Origin of the sequence: Hyphobacterium sp. (assembly GCF_043584775.1) — a bacterium.
In the GTDB taxonomy this organism is placed as follows: Bacteria; Pseudomonadota; Alphaproteobacteria; order Caulobacterales; family Maricaulaceae; genus Hyphobacterium.
In genome coordinates, this window is sequence record NZ_CP121327.1 from 344652 (window position 1) to 368242 (window position 23591).

At 60.8% G+C, this 23591-nt stretch carries 28 protein-coding genes; 18 read left to right on the forward strand and 10 right to left on the reverse strand.

Going from position 1 to position 23591, the window contains the following annotated elements; all coding sequences use genetic code 11:
• Positions 1 to 422: 422 nt before the first annotated feature.
• Positions 423 to 755, forward strand: coding sequence for a hypothetical protein (locus P0D52_RS01620; protein ID WP_394693702.1), 333 nt, complete (start codon positions 423 to 425; stop codon positions 753 to 755).
• Between the two features lie 155 nt (positions 756 to 910).
• A protein-coding gene (locus P0D52_RS01625) for an IS3 family transposase (RefSeq protein ID WP_394692869.1) occupies positions 911 to 2088 on the forward strand; the annotation gives its coding sequence in 2 pieces (ribosomal slippage) (positions 911 to 1163 and positions 1163 to 2088; 1179 coding nt in all).
• Positions 2089 to 2291: 203 nt separating this feature from the next.
• Here P0D52_RS01625 and P0D52_RS01630 read toward each other — a convergent pair.
• The gene (locus P0D52_RS01630) at positions 2292 to 3002 is read right to left on the reverse strand and encodes a hypothetical protein (protein ID WP_394693703.1); all 711 of its coding nucleotides are present in this window, start codon (positions 3000 to 3002) and stop codon (positions 2292 to 2294) included.
• A 181-nt stretch (positions 3003 to 3183) separates the two neighbouring features.
• Between P0D52_RS01630 and P0D52_RS01635 the strand changes: the two genes are divergently transcribed.
• On the forward strand, positions 3184 to 4191 hold the full coding sequence (locus P0D52_RS01635; RefSeq protein WP_394693704.1) for a beta/gamma crystallin-related protein: 1008 nt from the start codon (positions 3184 to 3186) through the stop codon (positions 4189 to 4191).
• Between the two features lie 369 nt (positions 4192 to 4560).
• Here P0D52_RS01635 and P0D52_RS01640 read toward each other — a convergent pair whose 3' ends face one another.
• Positions 4561 to 5043, reverse strand: coding sequence for a MarR family winged helix-turn-helix transcriptional regulator (locus tag P0D52_RS01640; RefSeq protein ID WP_394693705.1), 483 nt, complete (start codon positions 5041 to 5043; stop codon positions 4561 to 4563).
• 101 nt (positions 5044 to 5144) lie between these two features.
• On the opposite strand from P0D52_RS01640, the gene P0D52_RS01645 reads away from it, so the two are divergent.
• The gene (locus P0D52_RS01645; protein WP_394693706.1) at positions 5145 to 5993 is read left to right on the forward strand and encodes a CPBP family intramembrane glutamic endopeptidase; all 849 of its coding nucleotides are present in this window, start codon (positions 5145 to 5147) and stop codon (positions 5991 to 5993) included.
• Between the two features lie 49 nt (positions 5994 to 6042).
• Positions 6043 to 7407 carry a membrane-bound lytic murein transglycosylase MltF gene (gene mltF, locus P0D52_RS01650; protein ID WP_394693707.1) on the forward strand — a complete coding sequence of 455 codons (1365 nt, stop codon included), beginning with the start codon at positions 6043 to 6045 and terminating at the stop codon, positions 7405 to 7407.
• 164 nt (positions 7408 to 7571) lie between these two features.
• On the opposite strand, the gene P0D52_RS01655 is transcribed toward mltF, so the two are convergent.
• Together P0D52_RS01655 and P0D52_RS01660 are read right to left on the reverse strand one after the other, a co-directional pair.
• Entirely contained in the window at positions 7572 to 8039 is a 468-nt protein-coding gene (locus P0D52_RS01655) for a hypothetical protein (RefSeq protein WP_394693708.1), read from the reverse strand.
• Between the two features lie 165 nt (positions 8040 to 8204).
• On the reverse strand, positions 8205 to 8597 hold the full coding sequence (locus P0D52_RS01660) for a hypothetical protein (protein ID WP_394693709.1): 393 nt from the start codon (positions 8595 to 8597) through the stop codon (positions 8205 to 8207).
• Positions 8598 to 8774: 177 nt separating this feature from the next.
• On the opposite strand from P0D52_RS01660, the gene P0D52_RS01665 reads away from it, so the two are divergent.
• The 9 genes from P0D52_RS01665 to P0D52_RS01705 all read left to right on the forward strand — a co-directional run bounded on the left by P0D52_RS01665 (position 8775) and on the right by P0D52_RS01705 (position 16050).
• Positions 8775 to 9959, forward strand: coding sequence for a hypothetical protein (locus tag P0D52_RS01665; RefSeq protein ID WP_394693710.1), 1185 nt, complete (start codon positions 8775 to 8777; stop codon positions 9957 to 9959).
• Positions 9960 to 9998: 39 nt separating this feature from the next.
• Complete coding sequence (gene thiE / locus P0D52_RS01670; protein ID WP_394693711.1) at positions 9999 to 10619, forward strand: thiamine phosphate synthase; 621 nt, start codon at positions 9999 to 10001, stop codon at positions 10617 to 10619.
• A gap of 12 nt (positions 10620 to 10631) precedes the next feature.
• Positions 10632 to 11888: a hypothetical protein gene (locus P0D52_RS01675; protein ID WP_394693712.1), complete on the forward strand. Its 1257-nt coding sequence runs from the start codon at positions 10632 to 10634 to the stop codon at positions 11886 to 11888.
• Positions 11889 to 12032: 144 nt separating this feature from the next.
• Positions 12033 to 12620: a glycoside hydrolase family 108 protein gene (locus P0D52_RS01680; RefSeq protein WP_394693713.1), complete on the forward strand. Its 588-nt coding sequence runs from the start codon at positions 12033 to 12035 to the stop codon at positions 12618 to 12620.
• Positions 12617 to 13102 carry a hypothetical protein gene (locus P0D52_RS01685; protein ID WP_394693714.1) on the forward strand — a complete coding sequence of 162 codons (486 nt, stop codon included), beginning with the start codon at positions 12617 to 12619 and terminating at the stop codon, positions 13100 to 13102. The genes P0D52_RS01680 and P0D52_RS01685 overlap by 4 nt, the downstream gene beginning before the upstream one ends.
• Positions 13103 to 13220: 118 nt before the next feature.
• Positions 13221 to 13787 carry an elongation factor P gene (gene efp / locus P0D52_RS01690; RefSeq protein WP_394693715.1) on the forward strand — a complete coding sequence of 189 codons (567 nt, stop codon included), beginning with the start codon at positions 13221 to 13223 and terminating at the stop codon, positions 13785 to 13787.
• A gap of 20 nt (positions 13788 to 13807) precedes the next feature.
• Positions 13808 to 14581 carry an inositol monophosphatase family protein gene (locus tag P0D52_RS01695; RefSeq protein WP_394694813.1) on the forward strand — a complete coding sequence of 258 codons (774 nt, stop codon included), beginning with the start codon at positions 13808 to 13810 and terminating at the stop codon, positions 14579 to 14581.
• Positions 14582 to 14637: 56 nt separating this feature from the next.
• Positions 14638 to 14922, forward strand: a complete 285-nt coding sequence (locus tag P0D52_RS01700) for a hypothetical protein (RefSeq protein WP_394693716.1) — start codon at positions 14638 to 14640, stop codon at positions 14920 to 14922.
• Positions 14923 to 15429: 507 nt separating this feature from the next.
• Entirely contained in the window at positions 15430 to 16050 is a 621-nt protein-coding gene (locus tag P0D52_RS01705) for a class I SAM-dependent methyltransferase (RefSeq protein ID WP_394693717.1), read from the forward strand.
• Here P0D52_RS01705 and P0D52_RS01710 read toward each other — a convergent pair.
• Positions 16047 to 16376, reverse strand: coding sequence for a TraR/DksA family transcriptional regulator (locus tag P0D52_RS01710; RefSeq protein ID WP_394693718.1), 330 nt, complete (start codon positions 16374 to 16376; stop codon positions 16047 to 16049). The genes P0D52_RS01705 and P0D52_RS01710 overlap by 4 nt on opposite strands.
• 33 nt (positions 16377 to 16409) lie before the next feature.
• Positions 16410 to 16985 (reverse strand): YceI family protein, encoded by a 576-nt coding sequence (locus P0D52_RS01715; protein WP_394693719.1) that lies wholly within the window; start codon positions 16983 to 16985, stop codon positions 16410 to 16412.
• Between the two features lie 83 nt (positions 16986 to 17068).
• On the opposite strand from P0D52_RS01715, the gene P0D52_RS01720 reads away from it, so the two are divergent.
• The 3 genes from P0D52_RS01720 (at position 17069) to P0D52_RS01730 (ending at position 20041) form a co-directional block, all read left to right on the forward strand.
• Positions 17069 to 17563, forward strand: coding sequence for a DinB family protein (locus P0D52_RS01720; protein ID WP_394693720.1), 495 nt, complete (start codon positions 17069 to 17071; stop codon positions 17561 to 17563).
• Between the two features lie 85 nt (positions 17564 to 17648).
• Entirely contained in the window at positions 17649 to 18581 is a 933-nt protein-coding gene (locus tag P0D52_RS01725; protein WP_394693721.1) for an ABC transporter ATP-binding protein, read from the forward strand.
• Complete coding sequence (locus P0D52_RS01730; protein WP_394693722.1) at positions 18581 to 20041, forward strand: ABC transporter permease; 1461 nt, start codon at positions 18581 to 18583, stop codon at positions 20039 to 20041. Before P0D52_RS01725 ends, P0D52_RS01730 begins: the two co-directional genes overlap by 1 nt.
• Positions 20042 to 20105: 64 nt before the next feature.
• On the opposite strand, the gene rpsU is transcribed toward P0D52_RS01730, so the two are convergent.
• On the reverse strand, positions 20106 to 20366 hold the full coding sequence (gene rpsU, locus P0D52_RS01735) for a 30S ribosomal protein S21 (protein WP_394694814.1): 261 nt from the start codon (positions 20364 to 20366) through the stop codon (positions 20106 to 20108).
• 109 nt (positions 20367 to 20475) lie between these two features.
• On the opposite strand from rpsU, the gene P0D52_RS01740 reads away from it, so the two are divergent.
• On the forward strand, positions 20476 to 21177 hold the full coding sequence (locus tag P0D52_RS01740) for a COQ9 family protein (RefSeq protein ID WP_394693723.1): 702 nt from the start codon (positions 20476 to 20478) through the stop codon (positions 21175 to 21177).
• Here the strand turns inward: P0D52_RS01740 and P0D52_RS01745 are convergent.
• From P0D52_RS01745 to purE, 3 genes are read right to left on the reverse strand one after another with little or no spacing between them, the layout of a single operon-like run.
• Entirely contained in the window at positions 21174 to 21956 is a 783-nt protein-coding gene (locus P0D52_RS01745; protein WP_394693724.1) for a metallophosphoesterase, read from the reverse strand. The two genes, P0D52_RS01740 and P0D52_RS01745, sit on opposite strands and share 4 nt — an antisense overlap.
• Before the next feature lie 41 nt (positions 21957 to 21997).
• A complete protein-coding gene (locus tag P0D52_RS01750; RefSeq protein ID WP_394693725.1) occupies positions 21998 to 23074 on the reverse strand; it encodes a 5-(carboxyamino)imidazole ribonucleotide synthase in 1077 nt (358 codons plus the stop codon).
• Between the two features lie 6 nt (positions 23075 to 23080).
• Positions 23081 to 23572, reverse strand: coding sequence for a 5-(carboxyamino)imidazole ribonucleotide mutase (gene purE / locus P0D52_RS01755; RefSeq protein WP_394693726.1), 492 nt, complete (start codon positions 23570 to 23572; stop codon positions 23081 to 23083).
• Between the last annotated feature and the right edge of the window lie 19 nt (positions 23573 to 23591).

Consider the following 23591-nt stretch of genomic DNA (forward strand, 5'->3'; position numbering starts at 1 on the left):
GGTCTCCGGCGGCGAGTCTAGGCGGTGAGGGCAGGCCGGGGATAAGGCCGCGCGGCGCTTTGGCGCTCATCGGTAGAGAATGCTGCCGCGCTCTGGCCTTGCAGTCCCGAGACTCCGCCCCACTCTTCGATTTATCATTTTAACACAATGAAACAAAGTAGCGGGTGGAGTCAGGGGCGTCATCAGACGTGTAGGGGTTCGCGGAGCCGGTCGAGCGCTGGAGGCAGTGGTAGTCGGCGGAGTCAGGAGTGGCATCGGACATGGGCAGGAACGACCCGGGAGCCCTGTCTTGTGAACGTGCTTTGGCACGCTATGGTTCGATCAATGCGGTTCGTAGCGCGTCATGTCCGAGCCGTCGTGTCGCTGCCGCTCCGCCTCCGGACTTGATATCGTGTCCCGACGCTCACGAGTGAGAGAGAGCTATGAAAAATCGTAATTGGTGGGGTTGGGTTAAAATCGTTGTCCTATCGTCCTGGGTGGCGTCTGCTTTTTTTCTATACCTCCCCAATCTGGCGAGTGGATTTTCTATTGTCCCGTTTCAATGGGCGATTTGGTGGTTTGTTGCCAGCAATGTTGCCATGGTCGCCTTTGTGATAATCACATTCATTCGTATTTGGCTTTATCGCCGAACCCACAAAGTTGTCATTGATCCCCGCGAAGCGATATGGGCCCGCTATCTGACAATTTTTTCTCTCATTTTGTGGGTGCCCCTGGTCGTCCTGGTTATCGTGATGGTCTTTTTCATCGTTTTCTGACGGAGAAAACGGGCACACACCAATGTCTGGTGAGTCCTTTGAATAGTGCCTTGGCGTGTTTTGCGTATGGATGCCCCGCTGGCGCATTATGACATGACCCAGCCCCCTGAATTCCGGCCACGGGATGGTAGAGTCCATCGAGAAGAGGATGGACGATGCGCAAGAGCCGTTATTCGGAAGAACAGATTATCGGGATGCTCCGCGAGCACGAAGCGGGTGTCACGACGAAGGAGCTATGCCGCAAGTACGGCATCTCGGACGCGACCTTTTACAAGTACAAGGCCAAGTTCGGCGGCATGACGGTGTCGGATGCTCAGCGTCTACGGACGCTGGAAGCAGAGAATGCCAAGCTGAAGCGGTTACTGGCCGAGCAGATGCTGGACAATGCGGCGCTGAAGGATCTCGCCTCAAAAAACTTCTAACGCCCGATGTGAAGCGGCGGGTCGCGCGTCACCTGGTGGAGGCGCACGGGCTGAGCGAGCGTCGGGCGTGCCGGTTGGTCCGGCTGGACCGCTCGACCTTCCAGTATCGCAAGCGCGATGCGGGCGATGAGCGTCTACGTGAGCGGTTGCGCGACCTGGCTGGCGAACGTCGCCGCTTCGGCTATCGCCGTCTGGGCATTCTTCTGGCCCGGGAGGGGCTGAATGCGAACCACAAGAAGCTTTACCGTATCTACCGCGAGGAAGGTCTGGCGGTACGCCGACGCCGGGGCCGCAAGCGGGCCACGGGAACGCGCCGTCCCATGCTGCTGCCGAGCGGCGCCAACCAGCGCTGGAGCCTGGACTTCGTGGCGGATGCGCTTACCGACGGGCGTCGCTTCCGCACCCTGTGCGTGGTGGACGACTTCACCCGTGAAGCACTGGCGATCACGGTCGACACCTCGCTCTCGGGCGTGCGCGTGGGCCGGGAACTGGACCGGATCATCGCCCGGCGCGGCAAGCCGGCCATGATCGTCTCGGACAATGGCACGGAGCTGACAAGCCACGCCATCCTACGCTGGCAGAAAGAGCGCGGTGTCGAATGGCATTACATCGCCCCGGGAAAGCCCCAGCAGAATGGCTTCGTGGAGAGCTTCAATGGCCGCCTGCGGGACGAGTGCCTGAACGAGCACCTGTTCTCGTCACTCTCCGAAGCGCGAACCCTGATCGAGGCTTGGCGGATCGACTACAATACCTGCCGGCCCCACACCTCGCTGGGAGGGCTGGCCCCGGTCATCTACGCCCAGCAAACCCGCAAACACCGGCCCGGTTCGCCTGAGCTACGCATGGGCTCCGCTCACCGGGCCTTGAACCTTGAACCAAAACCAGAAAGAAAGGCGAACAGACTCTACTAACGATCAGCCCGGATCAGGGGGCTGGGTCAGACAGCACCTCGGCCTCTACCGGCACATTCGGGTGCGATACGGGTTCTGCCATCACCTGGTATATCGCGGATGGGCGCGGCTCGGTGCTGGCGCTGATCCTCGGGCGCGCGCCGAGGGGGTGTGAGGGTCCAGCTTTCGCACGCCCCAGGCATTCGGCCGCTTGACCCGCCCCGTCAGTGGTAGGGCAGTTGTTGTCCCTGACCGAAGACGATCCGCTCGACGCGGCCATTGGCATGGAAGCATTCGAACGGTCGATGATACTCGAACTGGCTGATCATCGTACCTGTTACGCGCCAATTTTGGCTTTGTTCAATATAAACGCTCTCGACGTCCTGGACCCTGGCGAATGAACTCTGGAAGTTACGAAGCCTGTCGATGCATTCGTATTGTTGGTTCATTCCGGGCCGATTATCGTTATAGCCCGTATCCACCTCCGGTTCATCGCCGGCTACACTGGTAACCGGCGAGTAGTGGTGGAATGTCATGATGAACTCCTGAGGATACCCGTCCGCACCGCGCGGCCCCTCGCAGTAGCCGCGAGCCAATTCAAAGCCCGAAGGAAAGGATGGCGAATAAAAGCGGATGGCGGCGCTCGCATAAACCAGAGAACCGTCATTTCCGGTCCGGCATGCCTGCTCCCTGTTATCGGATTGGCCATTCTCGACAAACCAATAGCCGGTGAATACACCTTGCCTGTTCGAATAGTTTCCAGCCAGCCCGTCAAAATAATACAAGACATTACCCGGACCGCGGAAGACGGCGTAGCTGGCTTCGTCGCGTTCATAGATAATCCGGCTTCCATCCTCGCCTTCCCAAACCTCATCGGCCGCCGCAAGTCCGCCGATCAATGCAGATAGCGCCGACACCAATAGAGAACGCAACATGTAAGACCCCCCGGTTGATATACGGGATACTAATCACACCGAATACGTATTGGCGAGTCTGGCCCAAGAGCGTCCATGCGCCCCCGGGGCAAAATCAGAACAATGCCGATAATGGACGTTCCAGGCCGGTTTCCCTTTTCCTGTTGTCGGTGCTAAGCTGATAGAAAGTCGGGGGGAAATTATGAAGTTACTTATGTTGAAAGCTTGCGCATTGGCGGGCCTCATGCTCGCAATTCCGGCCTCCATTGCGGGAGCCCAATCGCCGCAAGCCAGCCGGATTGCATCCATCATCCTGTGGGATGGTCCCAACTTCACGGGCCGCGCCGTGACTGTCCGTGTCGATCAGGATGGCTCCAATCTTGTCAACCTCAACTTCAACGACCGCGCCTCGTCCATCCAGGTGGCCGGCGACTGGCAGGTTTGCGAACATGTAAATTACGGCGGTGAGTGCCGGCGCTTCAGCGGCGATGCGGCGAGTCTGGGCAGTTTCGACAATCGTATCAGTTCGGTGCGTTTTCTTCAGGCTTCTGCGCCGCCCCAACGTCCAACTGTTCCGCCGAGCGGGACCCGGCCTGTGGATGCTCCACGCACCGGAATCCGGTTGTTCGATTCGGTGGGCTATTTCGGTGACCGGTATGACGCGCCGACCGATGTCAGCAATCTCCGCTCCTCCGGATTCAATGATCGCGCGAGTTCGCTGGCCATTGCCGCAGGCGAGGTCTGGGAAGTTTGCGTAGATGCCAATTACGGGAGCCGGTGCCAGAGACTCGGATCCTCTATTCCCGACCTGTCCATATTCAGTCTGGACAACACAATTTCTTCGATGAGACGGGTTGGCGGTGGACCCACCACGCCTCAACGACCGCAAGTTCCGGGCAATGGCTTTGACCCGCAGCGCCCCGCTTTTCTGAATGTGACCGGCGAAAGCCGCGGCGAGGGCGGCGTGCTGTTTTTTGCGGTTCCCCGCGTGAATGGCAGCGCAGTTGATCACTGTGCGAACGCCTCCATGCGCACCTGCGGTGACTCCGGTGCGGACCTGATCTGCGAAATTGCCGGCGCGCGTGAAGCGGCGGGCTACACGGTCGCGGATCCCCGCCAGTATGGCGGAACCGTCCATGTCGAAAGCGGCACTCAATGCCGCGGCGGCAATTGCGGAGCGATTGTCAATCTGCTGTGTAGTGCGAACTAGGTTTCAGCCCCGAAGCCAGACCGTCGGCACGCCGAATTGACCCGCAGCAATCCCGGCGCAGGGTAAAAACGGGGACACACACCAATGTCTGGTGAGTTCTTTGAATTGTGCTTTGGCGTGTTTTGCGTATGGATGCGCCGCTGGTGCTTTATGACAGCACCTCGGCCTCTACCGGCACATTCGGGTGCGACACGGGCTAGGCCATCTCCGGGCATATCGCGGATGAGCGCGGCTCGGTGCTAGCCGAGACCGGTCCAATCCAGACATCTTTTTGATGCCATAACATAAAATGACGCGGCAAAGCCGGAGGCGCGGCAAGCGGAGCCGCCGGGCGAGGTTACATTGGTCCGTATTTCTGCCCGTGCCGGCCTATTTGCCGATGCGTGCGATCAGGGGGCGGTCGTTTAAAGCGTCGACGGCCTTCACCGCCATGTCGGCCAGATTGCAGCCCAGCTCTTCATACAATGCGTCCATGGCCGCCCGGATATGGCCGAGCATGTCCATTATCCGGGCATATTGCGCCTGACCCTCTGCGGTGAGCTCCAGAACCTTTCTGCGGCTGTCGGTAGCATGGGGCCGCTTTGTGACAAGGCCCAGTTCGATCAACAGGGCCACGCGCTGGGTGGCGAGCTGGTGCGGCTGATCCAGCGCGCCGGCAATGTCTGCCGCGGTGACGTCTTTCGTCTCGCCGATCATCAGCACGGTGGAGATGGCGCGCGGCGGGATCTGGATGCCATCCGAGGCCAGCAAGACCTCGCCCTGGTCCGCAATCGTCTCAACCAGCCGTAACAGCTTGTTCGACAGGAAGGCTCCACTTAGCGGGTGGGTGTCCATGATGTTGCTGTTCTGCATGCCTTGATTATTCCACAATTAATTGCACAATTGATTGTGTAATTATAGATATCGCGACCGGTCCGGTCAATCCGGAACAGAGATGCAGGAGGAATAAGGCCATGGACACACACGCGACGGACAAGCGATCGACCATCGCCACGCTCGGCCTGTTTCTGGTGATCCTGACGATCGGGAGCGGCGTTGCCCATTTTGCAATCGTGCGTCTGGTGCCGACCTCGCTCTATGTCGGGACGCTGATGATGATGCCCGCCCTGTCGGCTTTTGTGACGCTGAAGCTCAGGGGCCGGACAATAACCGGCCTGCCCTGGCGCTGGGGTGGATTCGGGCCCAACTGGGCCGGATATCTGGTGCCGGTGGTCTATGTCTCGGCCGCCTATGGCCTCGCCTGGTTCTTCGGCTTTGGCGGCATGGGCAATCCGGAGACGTTCGCCGAATGGCGCGCGCAGCTGGGCCTGTCCGAAGCGTCCACCTGGATCGTGATCGCCGTGATGGTGGTCCTCATGGCGGTGGTTCAATTCGTGAAATCGTTGGGCACGATTGCGGGTGAGGAAATCGGCTGGCGCGGCTTTCTGGTCTGGGAGCTCCGCAAGCTGATGCCGTTCGAGGCGACCTGTCTGGTCAGCGGCCTGTTATGGGCGGTCTGGCACTTTCCGGTCATCATCGCCTATGGCGGCGGCAACACGCTGTTCCAGCTGGCCTGCTTCACTTTGATGATCGTCGCCATGTCGGTGATCATGACCTATTACACCTTCCGTTCGGGCTCCCTATGGCCCGCCGTCATGTTCCACGGGGCGCATAATATCTTTATCCAGAAAATCTACACGCCGCTGACGCTCGAAACGGAACAGACCGAGTTCTGGATCGACGAATATGGCCTGATGGTGCCGCTGGTCGTCACCGTTCTGGCATTGATCTACTGGCGAAAGGCGCGCGCCGAAGGCCTGTGAGGGCGGGCCATTTTTGACAGTGCGGGTTTAAGCCCTAGTCTTGATGACCATGACCCGAATGATCTTGCAGACATGGGCGGGACTGGCCATTGCGGCCAGTGCGCTGGTTCTCGTCCAGTGTTCTGCGCCAACCCGCGAGGACGCGACCTTCGATGCCATTCTTGAAGGCGGGGAGCTGGTCGTGCTGACCCTGGAAGGTCCGACCATCTACGAGCAGCGCAATGGCGCGCCGGACGGCTTCGAGGTGGACCTCGTGTCCGCCTTTGCCGACGAATACGGGCTCAGCGTGCGCTTCCGCGAAATGCGCGATATCGGCGCGCTGATCGATGCGCTGGAGAATGGCGAAGGCCATCTGGCCGCCGCCAATCTGACGATCAATGAGGTGCGTTCCGAGCGCATCACATTCGGTCCGGCCTATAAGAATGTGCGTGAGCGTCTGGTCTGCCGCCGGGGCGGGGAGAGCGCCAGCTCGGTCGAGGAGCTGGCGGGTTTGCGCCTCGCCGTGGTCGCGGACTCCTCCTATGCGGAAACCTTGCGGGCCCTGCAGGCGGATTATCCCGGCATTGAATTTGACGAGCGTCCGGCGGGCTCGGCCCTGCCCCTGCTGGAGGCGGTGGATCGCGGGCGCATCGATTGCACGGTCGCGGATTCGCACATTGTCACTTTCGCGCGCCGCCGGCATCCCGAACTGATCACCCCGCTCGACCTGTCGGAAGACGCCGCGCTCGCCTGGGCGCATTCCGGCCGGGTGGAGGGGCTCGCCGAAGCGCTCGATCAATGGTTTGCCGAGGCGCATGCCTTTGGTCTGATCGAGGAGATCGAGGCGGGCTGGTTCGGCGATTATGGCGTGTTCGACTATGTCGAGACCGCGCGTTTTGTGCGGCGTCTGGAAGAGCGCCTGCCGCGCTATATGGGCTATTTCCGGGCCGCATCGGATCGTCGGCCCTTCGACTGGGAATTGCTGGCCGCGCAGGCCTATCAGGAATCGCACTGGGACCCGGAGGCCGTCAGCCCGACGGGCGTGCGGGGTCTGATGATGCTCACCCTGCCCACAGCGGAACGCGTCGGCGTCTCCGACCGGCTTGATCCGCGCCAGTCGGTCGAGGGCGGGGCGGAATATCTCGCCGATCTCTATGATCGCCTGCCCGACGCCATTGAGGGCGAAGACCGGCTCTGGTTCGCGCTGGCGGCCTACAATATCGGCATGGGCCATATCTATGATGCGCGGGCGCTGGCCGAACGTCTCGGGCGCGACAAGAATTCCTGGGCGGTGATGGAAGAGGTGCTGCCGCTCCTCACCCGGCCGGAATACTACCAGACTGTCCGTTATGGCTATGCCCGCGGGCATGAACCAGTGCGCTATGTCGAACGCATCCGCACCTATCGCGCCATGCTGGAGGCGAATCTGCGGTGAGGGGCGATGGCGCGAGACTGCCGATGACGTGTTGAACAATGTGGAGACGGGTGTGGACCAGACCTGCCACTCTTGTCACCGGGCTGAGCTCCTGGTCGTCATTGTGTTGGCGCCGTGAAACATGAAGACTTTTTTCAAACGGGCGGACGGCGCGCCATATCCGGTCAGTCGATGATATTCGTCAGGCGCATTGCCGATATCGAGAATTCGTGAGGCTCTGAAAGCCCGTGGCTGATCAGAGCGTCATCCTGACGTTCGCGTTGCTTATCTGTCAGATCAAGTATCGAACAATCTATGTATAGATAGCGAACCGCAATACTGCGCCACCGGTGCAATGACGGATGCGCGACCCGCTCGATAATTCTTTGCGTGACATTTGCCGACTGCCCGGGCGCAAGGGAAACCCAATCAATTGCGTCGAAATCGATAGCGCCCCCCGCATCGTATTCCCGAACCTCCAGGCTTCCGTCTTCAAGGACCATCTGGAAGGCGTTCGCCACAATTGTTCTGGTTAGCAAATCCGACGGTATGCAAACAGGTTCGTCTTCGTTGTTGGTGATGGAAAACTCATAGACCAGATCGACGAAAATTGTGTCCGGTGCGCCGTCGTCTGTTTGCGATGCAAGGCCCAAAGCCAGGAATAGAGCAGGATTGAATATGACGTTTCCGCCTGTTGAAAGCTGAGGGAGCTCAACCTTGCCGGATTTTCAGCGCCTTTGGAAGACGGTCGCGGTTGATCCATAGCGTCTCAATCGCTGGACCATGCACTGCGTGCTGGCTTCTCTGTAGCTCTGCCTTCAGCTCTCGCACGCCTCCGGCATACGGCCGCCATCTTCCAGCAATGACTTGCCCGTGGCATCGCACAAGGCATCAATGCGGTAACTGACCGCGTGTTCGCGCGGACCGCCAGCATAGCGCGCGACCAGCAGGACTTCGCCCGCCTGCGGCACGATGCCGGTACAGGCATAGACCTCGTCATAATCCTCGCGCGCTTCAGCCGCGCCTGCGGTCACCGGACCGAAACCGGGCATGGCCGCCCAGGCGGCGGTGCAGGCCTCTTTGGCAAAGGCGGCTCTTTCTTCCATGGTCAATGTGGTTGTTCCCGCGCTGGAGGCCGGGCCGCTCAAGAAGAACGAGGCCGCCCAGATCGCCAATCCGCTTAGGATCAGCATATTGAGAATACGCATCATTTTCGCATGTCCTCCCCACCCGGTCCGGACGCTGTGTGAAATATGACGGTTTCGCAACATCATTCTCGTGGAAGGCGAGCGGGTTCGCGCGGCAGGACATGGCGACAGATTTAAACGCTCTACTTGTGAGGTGTGACGGTTGTCCGTTAGAGTTCAAAGCGTATCAGGAGTGACAGGATGATGGGGCTGGAATGGATGATTGCGGCGGTGCTGCTCCAGTCGGAGGCGGTCGAGCCAGAAACCGCGCCACCGCTGGTGACGATTGAGCAATTGCATCGTGATCCAGACAGTTGGGATGCTCAGCGGATCCGCGTGGCCGGGTACTTCAACGAGTGCATCGGGCCTAATTGTCGGGTTTGCGATGAGCCCGAAACTCACTCCGAAACTGATGACGACGGTGATCCGGCATCATGGTCATCACCATACTGCGCTGGCGTTGAGAGCTTTTCTACCGGGCGGAACGCAGATCACGCCGTCCGAAATAGCCTCGCCCTGATCGAAGCGACATATAGCACGCGATGTGTTGGCGATGTCGATTACGACTTTGAATATGCGACCATCACGCGCCACACGGTAGCACTTTGCACTGACCGGGCAGGAGAGCTGACAGAGCCCTCGCTTTTACAGGTCTGGGAACGGGATGTAGGGCTGCCGCCTCTGGTGACGATTGAAGAAATCCATCAGGACCCCTGGGCGTGGGATGGGCGACGGGTCCGAGCGATTGTTCGCGCCAATGAATGTTTTGATCTCAATTGTGCGATTTGTGATGAGCCCGGCGAAGGCGAGCCCTGGCCCAGTCCACGGAGCATGCATGGCGGGAGCCATAATTGCGCCGGAGTGAGTTTTGTAGGCGGCCGCGCGGGAGACGCCACTGCGCGATACAATACGATCCTGATCGAGGGCGAATACTCGGCCTTTTGTTCTGGAACGCCTCAGCCCGGTGTCGACCGTTTTGTTGTTTGTGGCGACCGTTCTACAGAATTCTACGACACCGCTATCGTTGATATACTTCGGGAACATTCAGCCCTTGAGATGCAATTGCCTGACGAACGCCCGCGGCTAGTGGAGCCTACCGGTGATCTGCTGGACCAACTTCGTGTGGCCTATTCCGACGTTGCCGTTGGCGGGTGGTATACGCGGCAGCCACCGGACACATTCTTCTGGATTTCGGAATACCATGATCCAGACGAACGCGTTGAATGGCATTGGGAGGCGGGCGCTTGCGAATGTGTTGCGGCTAGCTGCTTTGCCGAACACCGGCCGCGTACACGTGATCAGCTGTTCGATAGCGTTTATGATAGTTACCGCTGCTTCAGCGCCGTCCAGCGCGAGGACGGCAACTGGGTGTTCCCGCTTCAATAGCCGCTTCGCGTGAACGCCGTTCCGCGCTAAGAGCACGTCATGACTTGCCAGCTCTATCTGATCACGCCGCCGCGCCTTGAGGCCGGATTTGAAGACACGCTCGCCGAGGCCCTGTCGGCCGGTGAGGTGGCGGCCCTGCAGCTGCGGCTGAAGGATCATCCGGTCGAGGAGATCAAACGCCTCGCCCCGCCGCTGATCAAACTCGCGCAATCGATGGGCGTGGCGGTCATCCTGAATGATGATCCGGAATTGGCTGTGGCGCTGGGCTGTGATGGTGTGCATGTCGGGCAGGGCGATGTCCCGGCCAAGGCGGCGCGCGCGGCGATCGGGCCCAACCGCATGCTGGGTGTGACCTGTCACAACAGCCGCCATCTGGCGATGGAGGCGGGCGAGGCCGGGGCCGATTATGTCGCTTTCGGGGCCTTTTATCCGACCACGACCAAGGACGCGCCGACCACGGCGGATCCGGAGATACTGGAGTGGTGGTCGGACCTGTTTGAATTACCCTGTGTCGCCATTGGCGGGATCACGGTGGACAACTCCAAACCGCTGATCGAGGCGGGCGCGGACTTCCTCGCCGTGTCTTCGGGTGTGTGGTCGCATGTGGACGGACCGGCAGCAGCCGTTATAGCGTTCCATTCATTGATGCGGGGCGAGTAGACGAGGTTGACCATGGTCTGTCGCGTATTGGCCGCGCTGTTTCTTTTCCTTCTTCTGATCACCGGACAGGCATCCGCACAGGACGATGCACCATCTGTTGATGCACCATCTGTTGATGCACCGACTGTCGATGCACCGGCCGAAGAGGCGGCGTCCGACGATGATACGCCGGCACCGCTCTTGCGCGGTCTGCAGCTGATTGATGCGGAACGTCAGAACGATGCCCTGTCGCTGGAGGATGAAGATGCGCCGGTGACCACGGCGCCATCGAGCACAGCGAACCTGGCCGAGATCTTTGACCGGGCGCAGCTGGCCTATGCGACGGAGGATTTTGAAACCGCCTATGTGCATGCGCGCAATGCGGCCTCCGGCGGGCATGCGCGGGCGGCGACGCTGGCGGGCCTGCTGCATGAAAACGGTCAGATCGAAGAAGCCAGTGATGCGCAGGCCGTGCGCTGGTATCGCCGGGCGGCGGACCAGACCGAACCCGTGGCGCTCTATCGGCTGGGCCGGATGGCACAGGCGGCCCGGGCCAGCCTTCTGCCGACCGAGGCGCGGGGCTATTTCCAGCGCGCCGCGCAGGCGGGAAATATCGACGCCATGCTGGCCTATGCCCTGATCCTGAAAGCCTCACCCGTGCCGCAGGATGCGCCCTTTGCGCTGGAATGGGCCGAGCGGGCGGCCAGTCAGGGCAATGCCGAGGCCATGTTCCAGCTGGCCCAGATGTATGATGTCTGGGAACGCGGACCGAACAATCCACAAGCCGCGCGCGAATGGTATGTCCGCGCCGCAGAGGCCAATCATGCCGAGGCGGCCTTGCAGGCCGGCCTGATGGCAAGCGCTGGCGAGGGCGGGCCGGAAGATGCCGAGCTCGCTATTGCCATGGTCCGGCAATCGGCCGAAGCCGGGTTTGCGCCCGCCATGGGGCAATACGGTCTGATGCTGCTCAACGGGACTGGCGGCGGCGAAGCCGATGCGGCGACGGCGGCGGAATGGTTTGCACAGGGCGCAGTCGGCGGGGATGCGGAATCGCGCTTCCTTTATGCCGTCGCGCTGGCGGGCGGTTATGGCGTGCCGCGTGATCCGGTGCGGGCCTATTACTGGGCGCTGATGGCCGAATACGAAATGGACGGTTCCCGGTCTGTGAATGTCGATCGCGCCCGTCTGGCCGCGGCACTGGAAACCGACCTGGCCAATGTGTTTTCCGAAGCCGTGGTTGAGGATGTCCAGTCCGAGGTCGAAGCCTATCGCAACCGCATTTCTCGTTAGACCGGCGAGCGCCAACCCCAATCGAAGATGAACAGATCGGGTCCGAAATCGCCCCATATCGGGCGTGAAAACCCTGATTGGGCCTATTTGAAGCCTTGACCCTCGGCCAGCTTTCATCCGTCAGACAGAACAGGGGAGATTGTCATGGCGGTTGTTTTTGATACGGCTCTGGAACACGTCCTGTCCTTCGAGGGCGGATATGTGGATCATCCCAGCGATCCCGGCGGTGCCACCAATATGGGCATCACCATCGGCACGCTGGCCGAATGGCGCGGTACGCCGGTCACCAAGAGCGATGTGGAGCATCTGACACTTCAGGAAGCGGGCCAGATCTACAAGGATCGCTATTGGGATGTCTGCCGCTGTGGCGAGATGCCCGATGGCATTGCCTTCATGCTGTTCGATGCGGCGGTAAATCACGGGCCGCACCGGGCGAAACGCTTCCTGCAACAGGCGGCGGGTGTGGCGGATGATGGCATTATCGGTCCGCAGACGATGGGCGCGGTCAATGCCGCTGATCCGGATGCGCTGGTCGAGGAATATGCCGCGCGGCGCATGCATTTCTATGGTCAGCTTTCGACCTTCTCCGTGTTTGGAATGGGGTGGTCCCGGCGTTTGATGAGCGCCTATGCCCTGTCCCAGCCAAAGCCGGTGGCCGGTTATTCCGACCCGCCTCCGGTCGTCAGCCCGCAGGATATTCCGGGCGATCAGAATTACGGGAGCTGGGTATGATACATCAACGACGCAATCAGGCGCGCGAGCTCTTGCTGCTGGCCGGTTTCGATGACGCCATGGCGCGCCGGGTCCGCTCGGGCGGGCAGGGTGCGCAAGTCCTCTCGCTGGCCGCTACGGCGACCGGCGAACGCGAACCGCAACAGATCCGTGCGCGGCTTCTGGAAAGCCCCGAACTTCGCGAAGCGGTCCGGTCGGTGATGTCGGACGCCGACAGAAGCGACCGCTTTGGCACCGCCCGGCGGCGGGGCCGCCGAAAGGGTTTCATTCTCGCGCTGGCCTGGGTGGGGGCGGCCGTTCTGGCGGTCATGTTCCTTGGCCAGTTCTTCCCGGAGCTGGAAGCGCAATTGCCGGCCTTCCTGCAAGGCGGTGCCAGCCGCGATGCCGCCATTGCGGCGCTCGGCGGGGCCAGCTTTATCGTGAAGGATGTCTTCAACTGGCTGTTCGGTGGATATCGCCTGCCGCGGCAGGAGGACATATAGCGCCTTCGCGCTTGCCGCCCGCCGCGCTGCCTGATAGGACGCGCGCAACTTTCCGGCCCTCGCCCTTGCGTGCGGGGGCCGGGTTTCATCGTGAAGACAGCGAACGGGATGGTCGTCCATGAAGATCAACGGGAATGAAGTGAAGCCGGGCATGGTGCTGCAGCATCAGGACACGCTCTGGACGGTGGTAAAAACCCTCGCGGTCAAGCCCGGCAAGGGCGGTGCCTTTGCCCAGGTCGAGATGAAAAATATCCTCGATGGCCGCAAGCTGAATGAACGCTTCCGCGCGGCGGACAAGGTCGAGCGCGTGCGTCTGGAACAGAAGGACTTCCAGTTCCTGTTCAAGGACGATGCGATGGCGACCTTCATGGATCAGGAAAATTACGAGCAGATCGAATTGCAGATGGATTTCATCGGCGAGGAGACGGCGTCCTTCCTGACCGATGGCATGGTGGTGGTGCTGGAATTCTATGAAGACCGGCCGATCGGCCTGACCCTGCCGCAATTTGTCGAGCTGGAAATTGCCGATACCGAGCCGGTCGTCAAAGGCCAGACGGCGGCCAATTCCTACAAGCCGGCCGTGCTGAGCAATGGTGTGCGCACGGCCGTGCCGCCCTTCGTCGGTGTCGGCGAGCGCGTTATCATCTCGACCGAAGACGGCAGCTATCAGAAGCGGGCCGAATAGTGGGACGCGTCACCGCCCTCATGGAAGTCATGCAGAATGCGGCCCGCAAGGCGGGGCGTGGTCTGGCGCGTGATTTTGGCGAAGTTGAACACCTTCAGGTCTCCCGCAAGGGCCCGGCAGACTTTGTGTCCGCTGCGGACCGCAAGGCCGAGGACGTCATTTATGAAGCGCTGGATGCGGCCCGGCCGGGCTATGGCTTCCTGATGGAAGAGCGCGGCGAGGTCGAAGGGACGGACAAGACCCACCGCTGGATCGTCGATCCGCTGGATGGGACGACGAATTTCCTGCACAGCCAGCCGCATTTTGCCGTGTCGATCGCGCTGGAACGTCTGGGCGAGATCGTCGCCGGGGTGATCTACAACCCGGTCAATGGCGACATGTTCCATGCCGAAAAAGGCTATGGGGCCTGGCTGGATGACCGGCGTCTGCGCGTCTCCGGCCGCAAGGAACTCATGGATTGCGTGATTGCCACCGGCACGCCGTATTTCGGCAAGAAGGGGCATGCGCGCTTCCTGAAAGAGCTGCACCAGATCATGCCGAGCGTGGCGGGTATCCGCCGCTACGGCGCGGCCTCGCTGGATCTGGCGTGGACCGCCGCCGGACGCTTTGATGCGTTCTGGGAGCGGGATCTGAAGGCGTGGGATATTGCCGCCGGGATCATCATGATCCGCGAGGCGGGTGGCTATCACATCGAAGCCGATGGTCAGGGCGATCCTCTGGAGACCGGCGCGATTGTTGCCGGCAATGAGAATATTTCGCGTCAGATCGCCGAGAAGCTGAAAGCGGCGGCCTGATCCGTCAGCCTGCATTCATGTAATGTGTGCTGTCCTGCGATGCGGGGAGAAACACCATGCTTGAATTACTGGCCTTGGCGGCGTCCGACATTGGCGAAGACTGCACCTGGAACGGCATCCCGCTTTATGGCGAGGTGCAGGTCGTTGAAAGTTTTGCCGATATTGATGTCGAGGTGGTGAGCAGCTTTCCCGACCTCAATGTGAAAGTCGTCGAGAGCTTTCCCGATGACTGCGGTGAATGGGAGTTTGTCGAGAGTTTTCCCGATTTTACCATCCGCTTTGTGGACAGCTTTGGCGACATCACAATCAAGTTTGTTGAGAGTTTTCCCGGCGTCGACTAGCGTTGGCCCGACGAGGTTGGGCCAACGCCAATGTCATTCGTGCGGCTACCTAGCGGCAGCGACGTCCGCGTCCGGCCGGATCGGCTGATGATCCGCTGTCCCGGTCGGTGACGTTGGTGCGGTTGGTGTTGGATGGGCTGTTGCGTCCGTAATTGGCCGGGTCGGCATTGGAGCCAGTGTCATTGTCGGAATATCCCGTTCGCTGCCCCCGGCCATAGCCGGTCCGGTCCGCGTATGCGCCGCTGTCAGCATCCGAGCGTCCGGTATAGGTCTAGGCGACAGCGCTTCCTGTCACCGCGCCGATCGCCCCGATTGCCGCTACACTGCCTGCGACGCTGGTCAGGAATGATCGGCGGCTGAGTTTTCCCTTCTTGGCCATTCTGGTCCCTTCCCTATGTATAACCATACTAGTAATAAGGAATTAGGTCAGAAATTTTCTCTTTGTCAAACAAGGAATTAGTGAGAAAGAAGTTGATCCGCATTCGCAGCAATGTCAGGAATTCTCCCATGGCTTTCTATAACCGTTTTATCCTGCCCAATCTGATCGATACCTCCTGCAAGCAGGGGCCGATCATGAAACAGCGCTCGAAAATCGTGCCCGAAGCGGACGGCGTGGTCGCCGAGATCGGCATGGGCGCTGCGCCCAATCTCCAATTCTATGATCCCGGCAAGGTGAAGGCGCTGATCGGCATCGAGCCCAATCCCGGGATGCGCAAGAAAGCCGGCCGGGCGATTGCAGGCCTGCCCTTTCCGATCGAGCTGGTGGAAGGGGTGGCCGAGAATCTGCCTCTGGAGACCGGGCAGGCGGATACGGTGGTGTTGACCTATACGCTGTGCTCACTGCCGGATGTGCCGGGTGCCTTTTCCGAGATCCGGCGCATCCTGAAGCCCGGCGGCAAATTGCTGGTTCTGGAACATGGCGCGGCACCGGATGCCGATGTCTTCAAATGGCAGAGGCGGCTGGAGCCGGTCTGGAAGATGATCGGCGGCGGCTGTCACCTGACGCGCCCCATCGACAAAATGGTGGAGGCGGGCGGATTCCGCTTCGATCATCTGGTCACCGAATATGTGAAGAAGACGCCGAAATTTGTCGGCTATGACTATACGGGTGTGGCCCGCATCGCCTAGGCGCAGGCCGCGCAGCGCGGGGCGGCCGGATCACTCTCCAGCCGTTTGGGCGCGATGGCCTCGCCGCATTCCACGCACCAGCCATACTCACCTGCCTCGATCCGTTTCAACGCCGCGTCTATGCGCCGGATTTCCATGGCGCGGCGGGATTCGGCGGCCTTGGCCATGGCCTGGACCTGCATGGAATCGAGGCGTGATAATCGCCCGACCGATTGCTGATCAAGCGTCACAGGCTTGCGGTCCTCGCCGCCGCCTTCAGACAGGGCAATCAACTCATCCTTGAGGTCCAGCAGGCGCTGGCGGGCGGTGGCCATATCCATTGACATGGCCGAAGCCTAACACCTGCTGGCTAACAGGCGCTACTCTTCCGCGCGCAGATGTCCGAGCGCTTCGATGCGGATGCCGATCTCGGACCCTACGAGCGCCGCGGCTGTCTGATGACCCCAATCGGCGCGATTGATGGTGCCGGTGATGGTGAAGCCGGCCGCCTGCCGCCGCGTGGCGGGATCGGTGCCGAGCTGATTGAGCGTGACATCAAAGGTCACATCGCGGGCTTCGCCCCAGAGGGTGAGCTGTCCCGTAACCTCAGCCGTATTCTCGCCGGTGCGGGTGACGCCGGTGGAGGTGAAGGTCAGTTGCGGATTGGTTTCGGCATTGAGCCAGTGTTGCCCGGCCACATGTTCGTCGCGGGTCGGGTGACCGAGAAAGACGGATGCGGTCTCGACATGGGCCGTCACGCTGGAGTTCTCCGGGTTCTCGGCATCGAGCAGGATCGTGCCGCCCGCGTCCATGAAGCTGCCGAAAATCGTCGTGAAACCGAAACGGTCGACTGAAAACACGACCTGGGTGTGGGACGGGTCCAGATCATAAGCGTCCTGTGCAAGTGCGGGCGTACCCGCCATCACCAGAGCTGCGATTGAGATAAGTGTGCGCATGAAAGCCTCCCCCTTTTCTTCGCAACGAGACTGGCGGATGATACGATCGGATTCAAATGACGGATGGGAAGGGTAAAGCACGAATGCGTGATCACTTCCGGCGAATGGCGGCCTATAATATCTGGGCCAATGAACGACTGTACGACGCCGTCAACGAATTGCCGGGCGACCGCCTGATGGCGGAAAACGGGGCTTATTTCGGCAGCGTCTTCGGCACGCTGACGCATATTCTCATTGCCGACCGCATCTGGATGCATCGCCTGACGGGGGCGGGGCCGACCCACACCGATCTGCGGGACCGGCCTTTTGAAACGCTGGGCGAATTGTGGATGGAACGTGAAACCATGGACCGGCGCATCGAGGCCTTTATCGATGCCTTGCCGGAGTCCGATTATGCCGGAGAGGCCCATTATACCAATACGCGCGGCGAACCCCATCATCTGGCGCGGCAGATCATCCTGACGCATGTCTTCAATCACCAGACCGATCATCGCGGACAGGTGCATCACATGCTGTCGGTGGAAGGCGTTGATCCGCCGCCTCTGGATCTGTTGTATTTTGCCCTGCCGGCTGCATAGGAGAGACCGACTGGCCGCTTGTCCCGCTTTCCTTGACCTGTCGCGGGGCTATGGTGCGGCCCAAATCGGGTAGACAGGGACAGTCATGACCGAAACCATTCTCTCGCTGGAGGGCGTCACCAAGCGCTATTCTGGCCATACCGCCGTTTCCGGCTTCGACCTTGCGGTTAATCGCGGACAGATTACCGGCTTTCTGGGGCCCAACGGCGCGGGGAAGACCACCTCCCTGCGCATGGCGCTGGGCATCATCAAACCCGATGCCGGCAGAGTCAGCCTGTTTGGAAAGACGCCGAATGCCACGACGCTGCAGCGCGTCGGCTTTCTTCCGGAAGAGCGCGGCATCTACAAGAAAATGAAGGCGGAAGACGTCATCATCTTCTTTGGCCGGATGAAGGGCATGTCGATGTCGGCCGCCCGCAAGGCGGCGCGCGAGGGGCTGGAACGGTTCGGCCTGGGCGGCGAAGTGAAAAAGAAGATCAAGGACATGTCCAAGGGCATGGCGCAGAAGGTGCAGATTATCGCCACCCTCGCCCATGATCCGGAATTCATTATTCTGGACGAGCCGTTCTCCGGGCTCGATCCGGTCAATCAGAAAATGCTCGAGGAAATGATCCGCGACGAAGCCCGGCGCGGAAAGACGATATTGTTCTCCACCCATGTCATGGAACATGCCGAACGCCTTTGCGACCAGATCGTGCTGATTTCCAAGGGCCGGAAAGTTTTTGACGGCGATGTGCCGGCGGCTCTGTCGCAGGTGCCGCGCCGGGTGATCATCGAGACCTCTTCCGAACATGATTTGAGGCAGGTTCTGTCCGCTCAGGGCGCGGTCGAGCCTCAAGAAGCGCCCGATGGGCTGTCGGGATGGACGGTCGAGCTTGCGCCCGGCAAGGACGCGCAGGACGTGTTGAAAGCCTGCGTCGAGGCCGGTGTCAGGCTTGCCCGGTTCGAGCCGATGCGTGCGCACCTGCACGATGTCTTTGTTGAACTTGTCGAGAATTCCAACCGGGAGGCCGTGTGATGCGCGCAATCTATCTCATGGCCCGCCGCGAATACCTCTCCTATGTCGCCACCTGGGGCTTCTGGTTGTCACTGGCGTCCGTTCCGATGTTCATGCTGATTGGCGGTCTGTTGCCGGTCCTGATCGAAAGCTCGGAGCCGACGCGGTATTACGCGCTGATCGATGAAACGGGTGCCGGCTATGAAACGGCCGTTATCCGCGAGATGGAAGACAATCGGCGAGACGATGCGCTGCGACTGCTGTCAGCGGCGGCGGGATCGCTGGGCTTGTCGGACAACATGCCGGCGGCCCAGACCGCTCTGGAGGCCCAGCCCGGCCTGGAAGGGTTGGACGCGGCAATCGAGGCCATTGGCGCCCCTATCGACCTGCCGCTCGACCAGGTCTTCGGGCGTTTCGTCAGGGTCGAGCCGCCAGCGCGGACCATAGACGAATTGCGTCCCTATCTGCTTGGCGAACAGCTCATGTCGGTGGGAGGGGAGGACGTGCCATTGTTTGCGGCCGTTTTCTTCCGGCCGGGCGGTGAGTATGGCGTCGAGATCGATTACTGGAGTGCCAATCTCAATTCCAGCCGCCTGCGGTCGGACGTCGAGGACGCTGTCCAGGCGCGCTTGAGAGACGCACGCTTGTCGGAACTTGGCATCCCCGGCGCGGCGCTGGCCGAGATCAATTCCATCGATCCGGAAGCTCGCGAGCTGAATCCGGAGCGTTCGGGCGCGACGGCTGAAGTGTCGGATGCCGAACGCGTGCCCTTTTTTGTCGGCATCGCCTTTGCCTTCGGGCTCTGGGTGGTGGTCTTTTCAGTCACAAACATGCTTTTGACCGCCATGATCGAGGAAAAGGGCAACAAGATTCTGGAAACCCTGCTCGCCTCGGCCCGCTATCATGAGATCCTGATCGGCAAGCTGCTCGGCCTTGCCGCGGTGTCCGGCACGCTGCTTCTGGTCTGGGGGGCTCTGGGCTCCGGCGGATTGATTGCCCTGCAGCAATTTGCTCAGGCGACCAATCTTCCAGTGGCGGAGATCATCGGCGCGATCTTCGATCCGGGCCTGCTCTTGCCGGCCGTAGGATACTTCGTGGTCGGCTATCTGATGTTCGGCACGGTTTACCTGGCGATCGGGTCGCTGTGTGACACGCTACAGGAAGCCCAGTCATTGCTGAGCCCGATTTTCCTGATCATGTTCATCCCGCTCTTCATCATCATGAGCACGATCGATAGCCCCGATAGCGGTTTCGTCCAGATTGCGTCCTGGATTCCCTTCTGGACGCCGTTTCTCATGATGGCGCGGCTTCAGACGGATCCGAGCACATTTGAACTGATTGGCACGACTATCGTGATGGTGACCACCGCGATCACCGTTATCTTTCTGGCCAGCTATGTCTTCCGGCAGGGCTCGATGGGACGGGCGAATGCCTCGTCCATCAAGAAACTCCTGAGTTTTAAGAAGACCAAATCCGCATAAGAAAACGCCGCGCTGGTGACAGCGCGGCGTTTGATCTTAAACCTGTATCGGCTTGAACCTGCGGCTATGGGCGCCGTGGCTTCGGTCCTGCAATGAGACCTTCGCGCTGAGCGCGCTTGCGGGCCAGTTTACGGGCGCGGCGAATGGCCTCTGCCTTCTGGCGCGCGCGCTTCTCCGAGGGCTTCTCGAAGTGATTGCGACGCTTCATTTCGCGGAAAGTACCTTCCCGCTGCATCTTCTTTTTCAGCGCGCGGAGCGCTTGCTCCACATTATTCTCGCGCACAATAATCTGAACGATGGTCCGCTCTCCTGGGTTCGTTGTTATCTGTTGCGCAGTCGCACCAGATTCGTACGACCGCAGGTCTCTTGCCGAGAGGCGGGGCTATTAGCAGAGCTAACGCACCCTGTCCACACCCATAAACGCCTGTGACGACATGCACATCGACGTCGCGGTCAAGCTGATCTACATAGTCCTCATGACCCATAACACGACTCCTTCCGATCTTGACCGCCTGACACAGTCGGCTTTGCCTCATGCGGGCTTTGATGGCTGGTCCGACGAGACGCTCCGTCTGGCCCGCGCCGATGCCGGTCTCAGCGCGGAGGCCGCGCTACTGGCTGCGCCGCGCGGGGCTCTGGACCTCATCGCCCACTGGTCGGCGCAGATGGACAGCGAAGTGCTGGCGCGCATGGAAGCGGCAGATATGGGATCGATGAAGATTCGCGAGCGCGTGACCTTTGCCGTGCAGGCGCGGCTGGAGGCCATCGGACCTCATGAGGAGACCGCGCGCCGTGCCCGCGCCCGCCTGTTGCTGCATGATGCGGCAACGCTGGGGGCAGAGCTCATCTGGGCAACGTCCGATGCGATCTGGCGCGGACTGAACGACACGTCGACGGATTTCAACTGGTATTCCAAGCGGACGATATTGTCGGCCGTCTATACCTCCAGCCTGGCCGTCTGGCTGAATGATGAAACGCCGGAGAAAGACAAGGCCAGGGCCTTTCTGGACCGGCGCATCGAAAACGTCATGGAATTTGAAAAGGCCAAGGCGAACTGGCGGAAACTGACCAAGGATCTACCGGATCCGGCTAAACTTCTGGCCGGCTTGCGATATGGCGGGCGCCGACGTGTCTAGCTGAATCTTGGGTGAGGGAACCAGTCGCATTTGGCCCTGACCTGGACGATTTCCGCCTCCGGCCAGCGCAGTGCCGTCAGCTTGTGGCCGTAGACACAGCCGGTATCGAGACACCACACATTATTGACATGGCGGACTTTCTTTTCCGCGACATGGCCATGCACAACCGTAGCGTCTCCGCGGTAATTGCGGGCCCAGTCGCGGCGGATCGGGAGGCCGAGATCATCGGTCTGGCCCGTGGTTTCGCCATACATGGCAAAGACACGCGAGGCGCGGCTTTCAATCCCGTGATATTTTTGCGGCAGGCCGGCATGGGCGACGATCAGCCGGCCTTTATCGAGGATCAGATGGCTGGGCAGGTGTTCCAGATAGTGCCGGACATCATCCAGGAATTTCGGCTTTTCCTTTTCCGCCTCGTCAATCGTGGTCTGGAGGCTTTTCGTGACGCGCACATCGCGGCCCTTCAGCCAGCGCAGGAATTTGTCGTCATGATTGCCGATAACGCAGCGGATCGTGCCGTCGATCTCGCCGCACATGGCCATCCGCAGAACATCCATGGAGGCAGGTCCGCGATCAACGAGATCGCCGACGAGAATTACTTTCCGGTTTTCGGGATGCTGGACATGGGTCGTCCGGCGGCCTCTAGGCCCCCGCGATTTCAGCTCATAGCCCAGTTTTTCAAGGAGCTTTTCGAGCTCTTTGGCACAGCCGTGGACGTCCCCGATGATGTCAAAGGGGCCGGTCTCCTCTTGCCAGATATCGGGGCGCTGAACCGTCATGGCTTTCCCATAACGGCGGCAGCGCAGAGTGCAAGGGTGGACTAGACGGAAAGTTTAGAAAGCCGGTTGATATGCCCCATTTTCCGGCCGGGGCGGGCCTCGCGCTTGCCGTAGAGATGCAGACAGGCGTCCGATTCGCTGGCAAGGGCGTGCCAGGGCGCCACATCATCGCCGATCAGATTCGTCATCTCACAGGCGGAATGGGGCCGGGTTGCGCCCAGCGGCCAGCCGGCCACGGCGCGGATATGATTTTCAAACTGGCTGCAGGTGCAGGCATCCATCGTCCAATGCCCGGTATTGTGCACGCGCGGCGCGATCTCGTTGATGATCAACGCGCCATCGACCTCGAACAATTCCACGGCAAATATGCCGACATGATCCAGCCCGTCGCCGATGGCGCGCGCGATCTCGATCGCCCGGGATTCGATTTCCGGAGAGACGTTTGCCGGGGCGGTCGAGACCCGCAGAATGCCGCCGGAATGGGAATTCTCGGCCAGCGGATAGATCGCCATGTCGCCATTGGCGGCCCGCGCCGCGACGACCGACAATTCGCGGCTGAAGGGCGCGAAGGCTTCCAGAATGGCGGGCTGCTGGCCGATGGCGGTCCAGGCTTCGGTCAGATCCGTATCCTCGCGGATCACGGCCTGTCCCTTGCCGTCATAGCCAAAGCGCCGCGTTTTCAGGATGGCTGGCCGTCCGAGCTTTGACACAGCGGTTTCGAGATCGCCCACCGAATTGACTTCGGCGAAATCCACCGTGGCGCATCCTGCCTCGCGGATGAAAGTCTTTTCGATCAGGCGGTCCTGCGTCAATTCCAGGGATTTTCGGCCGGGGCGGACCGGCGCGGCGCTCTCGGCGGCGGCGAGGGCAGAGGCGGGAATGTTTTCAAACTCGAAGGTGAGGACATCGCATTTGGCGGCAAAGGTCTGGACGGCGCCATCATCTTCCCACGGGGCCGCCCAGCTGCGGGCGGCCACTCGCGCGGCGGGGCCGTTTGCGGAGGTATCGAAAATATGGATATCAAATCCCAGACGCGATCCGGCCTGCGCCAGCATGCGGCCCAGTTGTCCGCCGCCGAGAATGCCGATCACAGAGCCGGGCGCGAGGGCGTCAGTCATGCCGGATCAGTCTTCCACCGTTTCGGGAACCGAGGCTTCGAGCGTTGCCCGGTAGTCTTCAAGACGGCCGGCGAGCGCCGGGTCCTGCAAGGCGATGATGGCGGCGGCCATCAGACCGGCATTTTTCGCGCCGGGCTCGCCGATGGCGAGTGTGCCGACGGGAATGCCGCCCGGCATCTGGACAATCGACAACAGGCTGTCCATGCCCTTCAGAGCTTTGGATTGCACCGGCACGCCGATCACCGGCAGGGTGGTGAGCGAGGCCACCATGCCGGGCAGGTGGGCGGCGCCGCCGGCGCCGGCGATGATCACCTGAACGCCGTTTGATTTTGCGGATTTCGCGAAGTCGGCCATGCGGTCCGGCGTGCGATGTGCGGACACAACGCGCGTCTCATAGTCCGCATCGAGGGCGTCGAGAATATCGGCAGCGGCTTTCATGGTCGGCCAGTCGGACCGGGACCCCATGATGATGGCAATGCGGGGCGCTTTGGCGCTCACGGTCAGCCTCCTCGGCTTT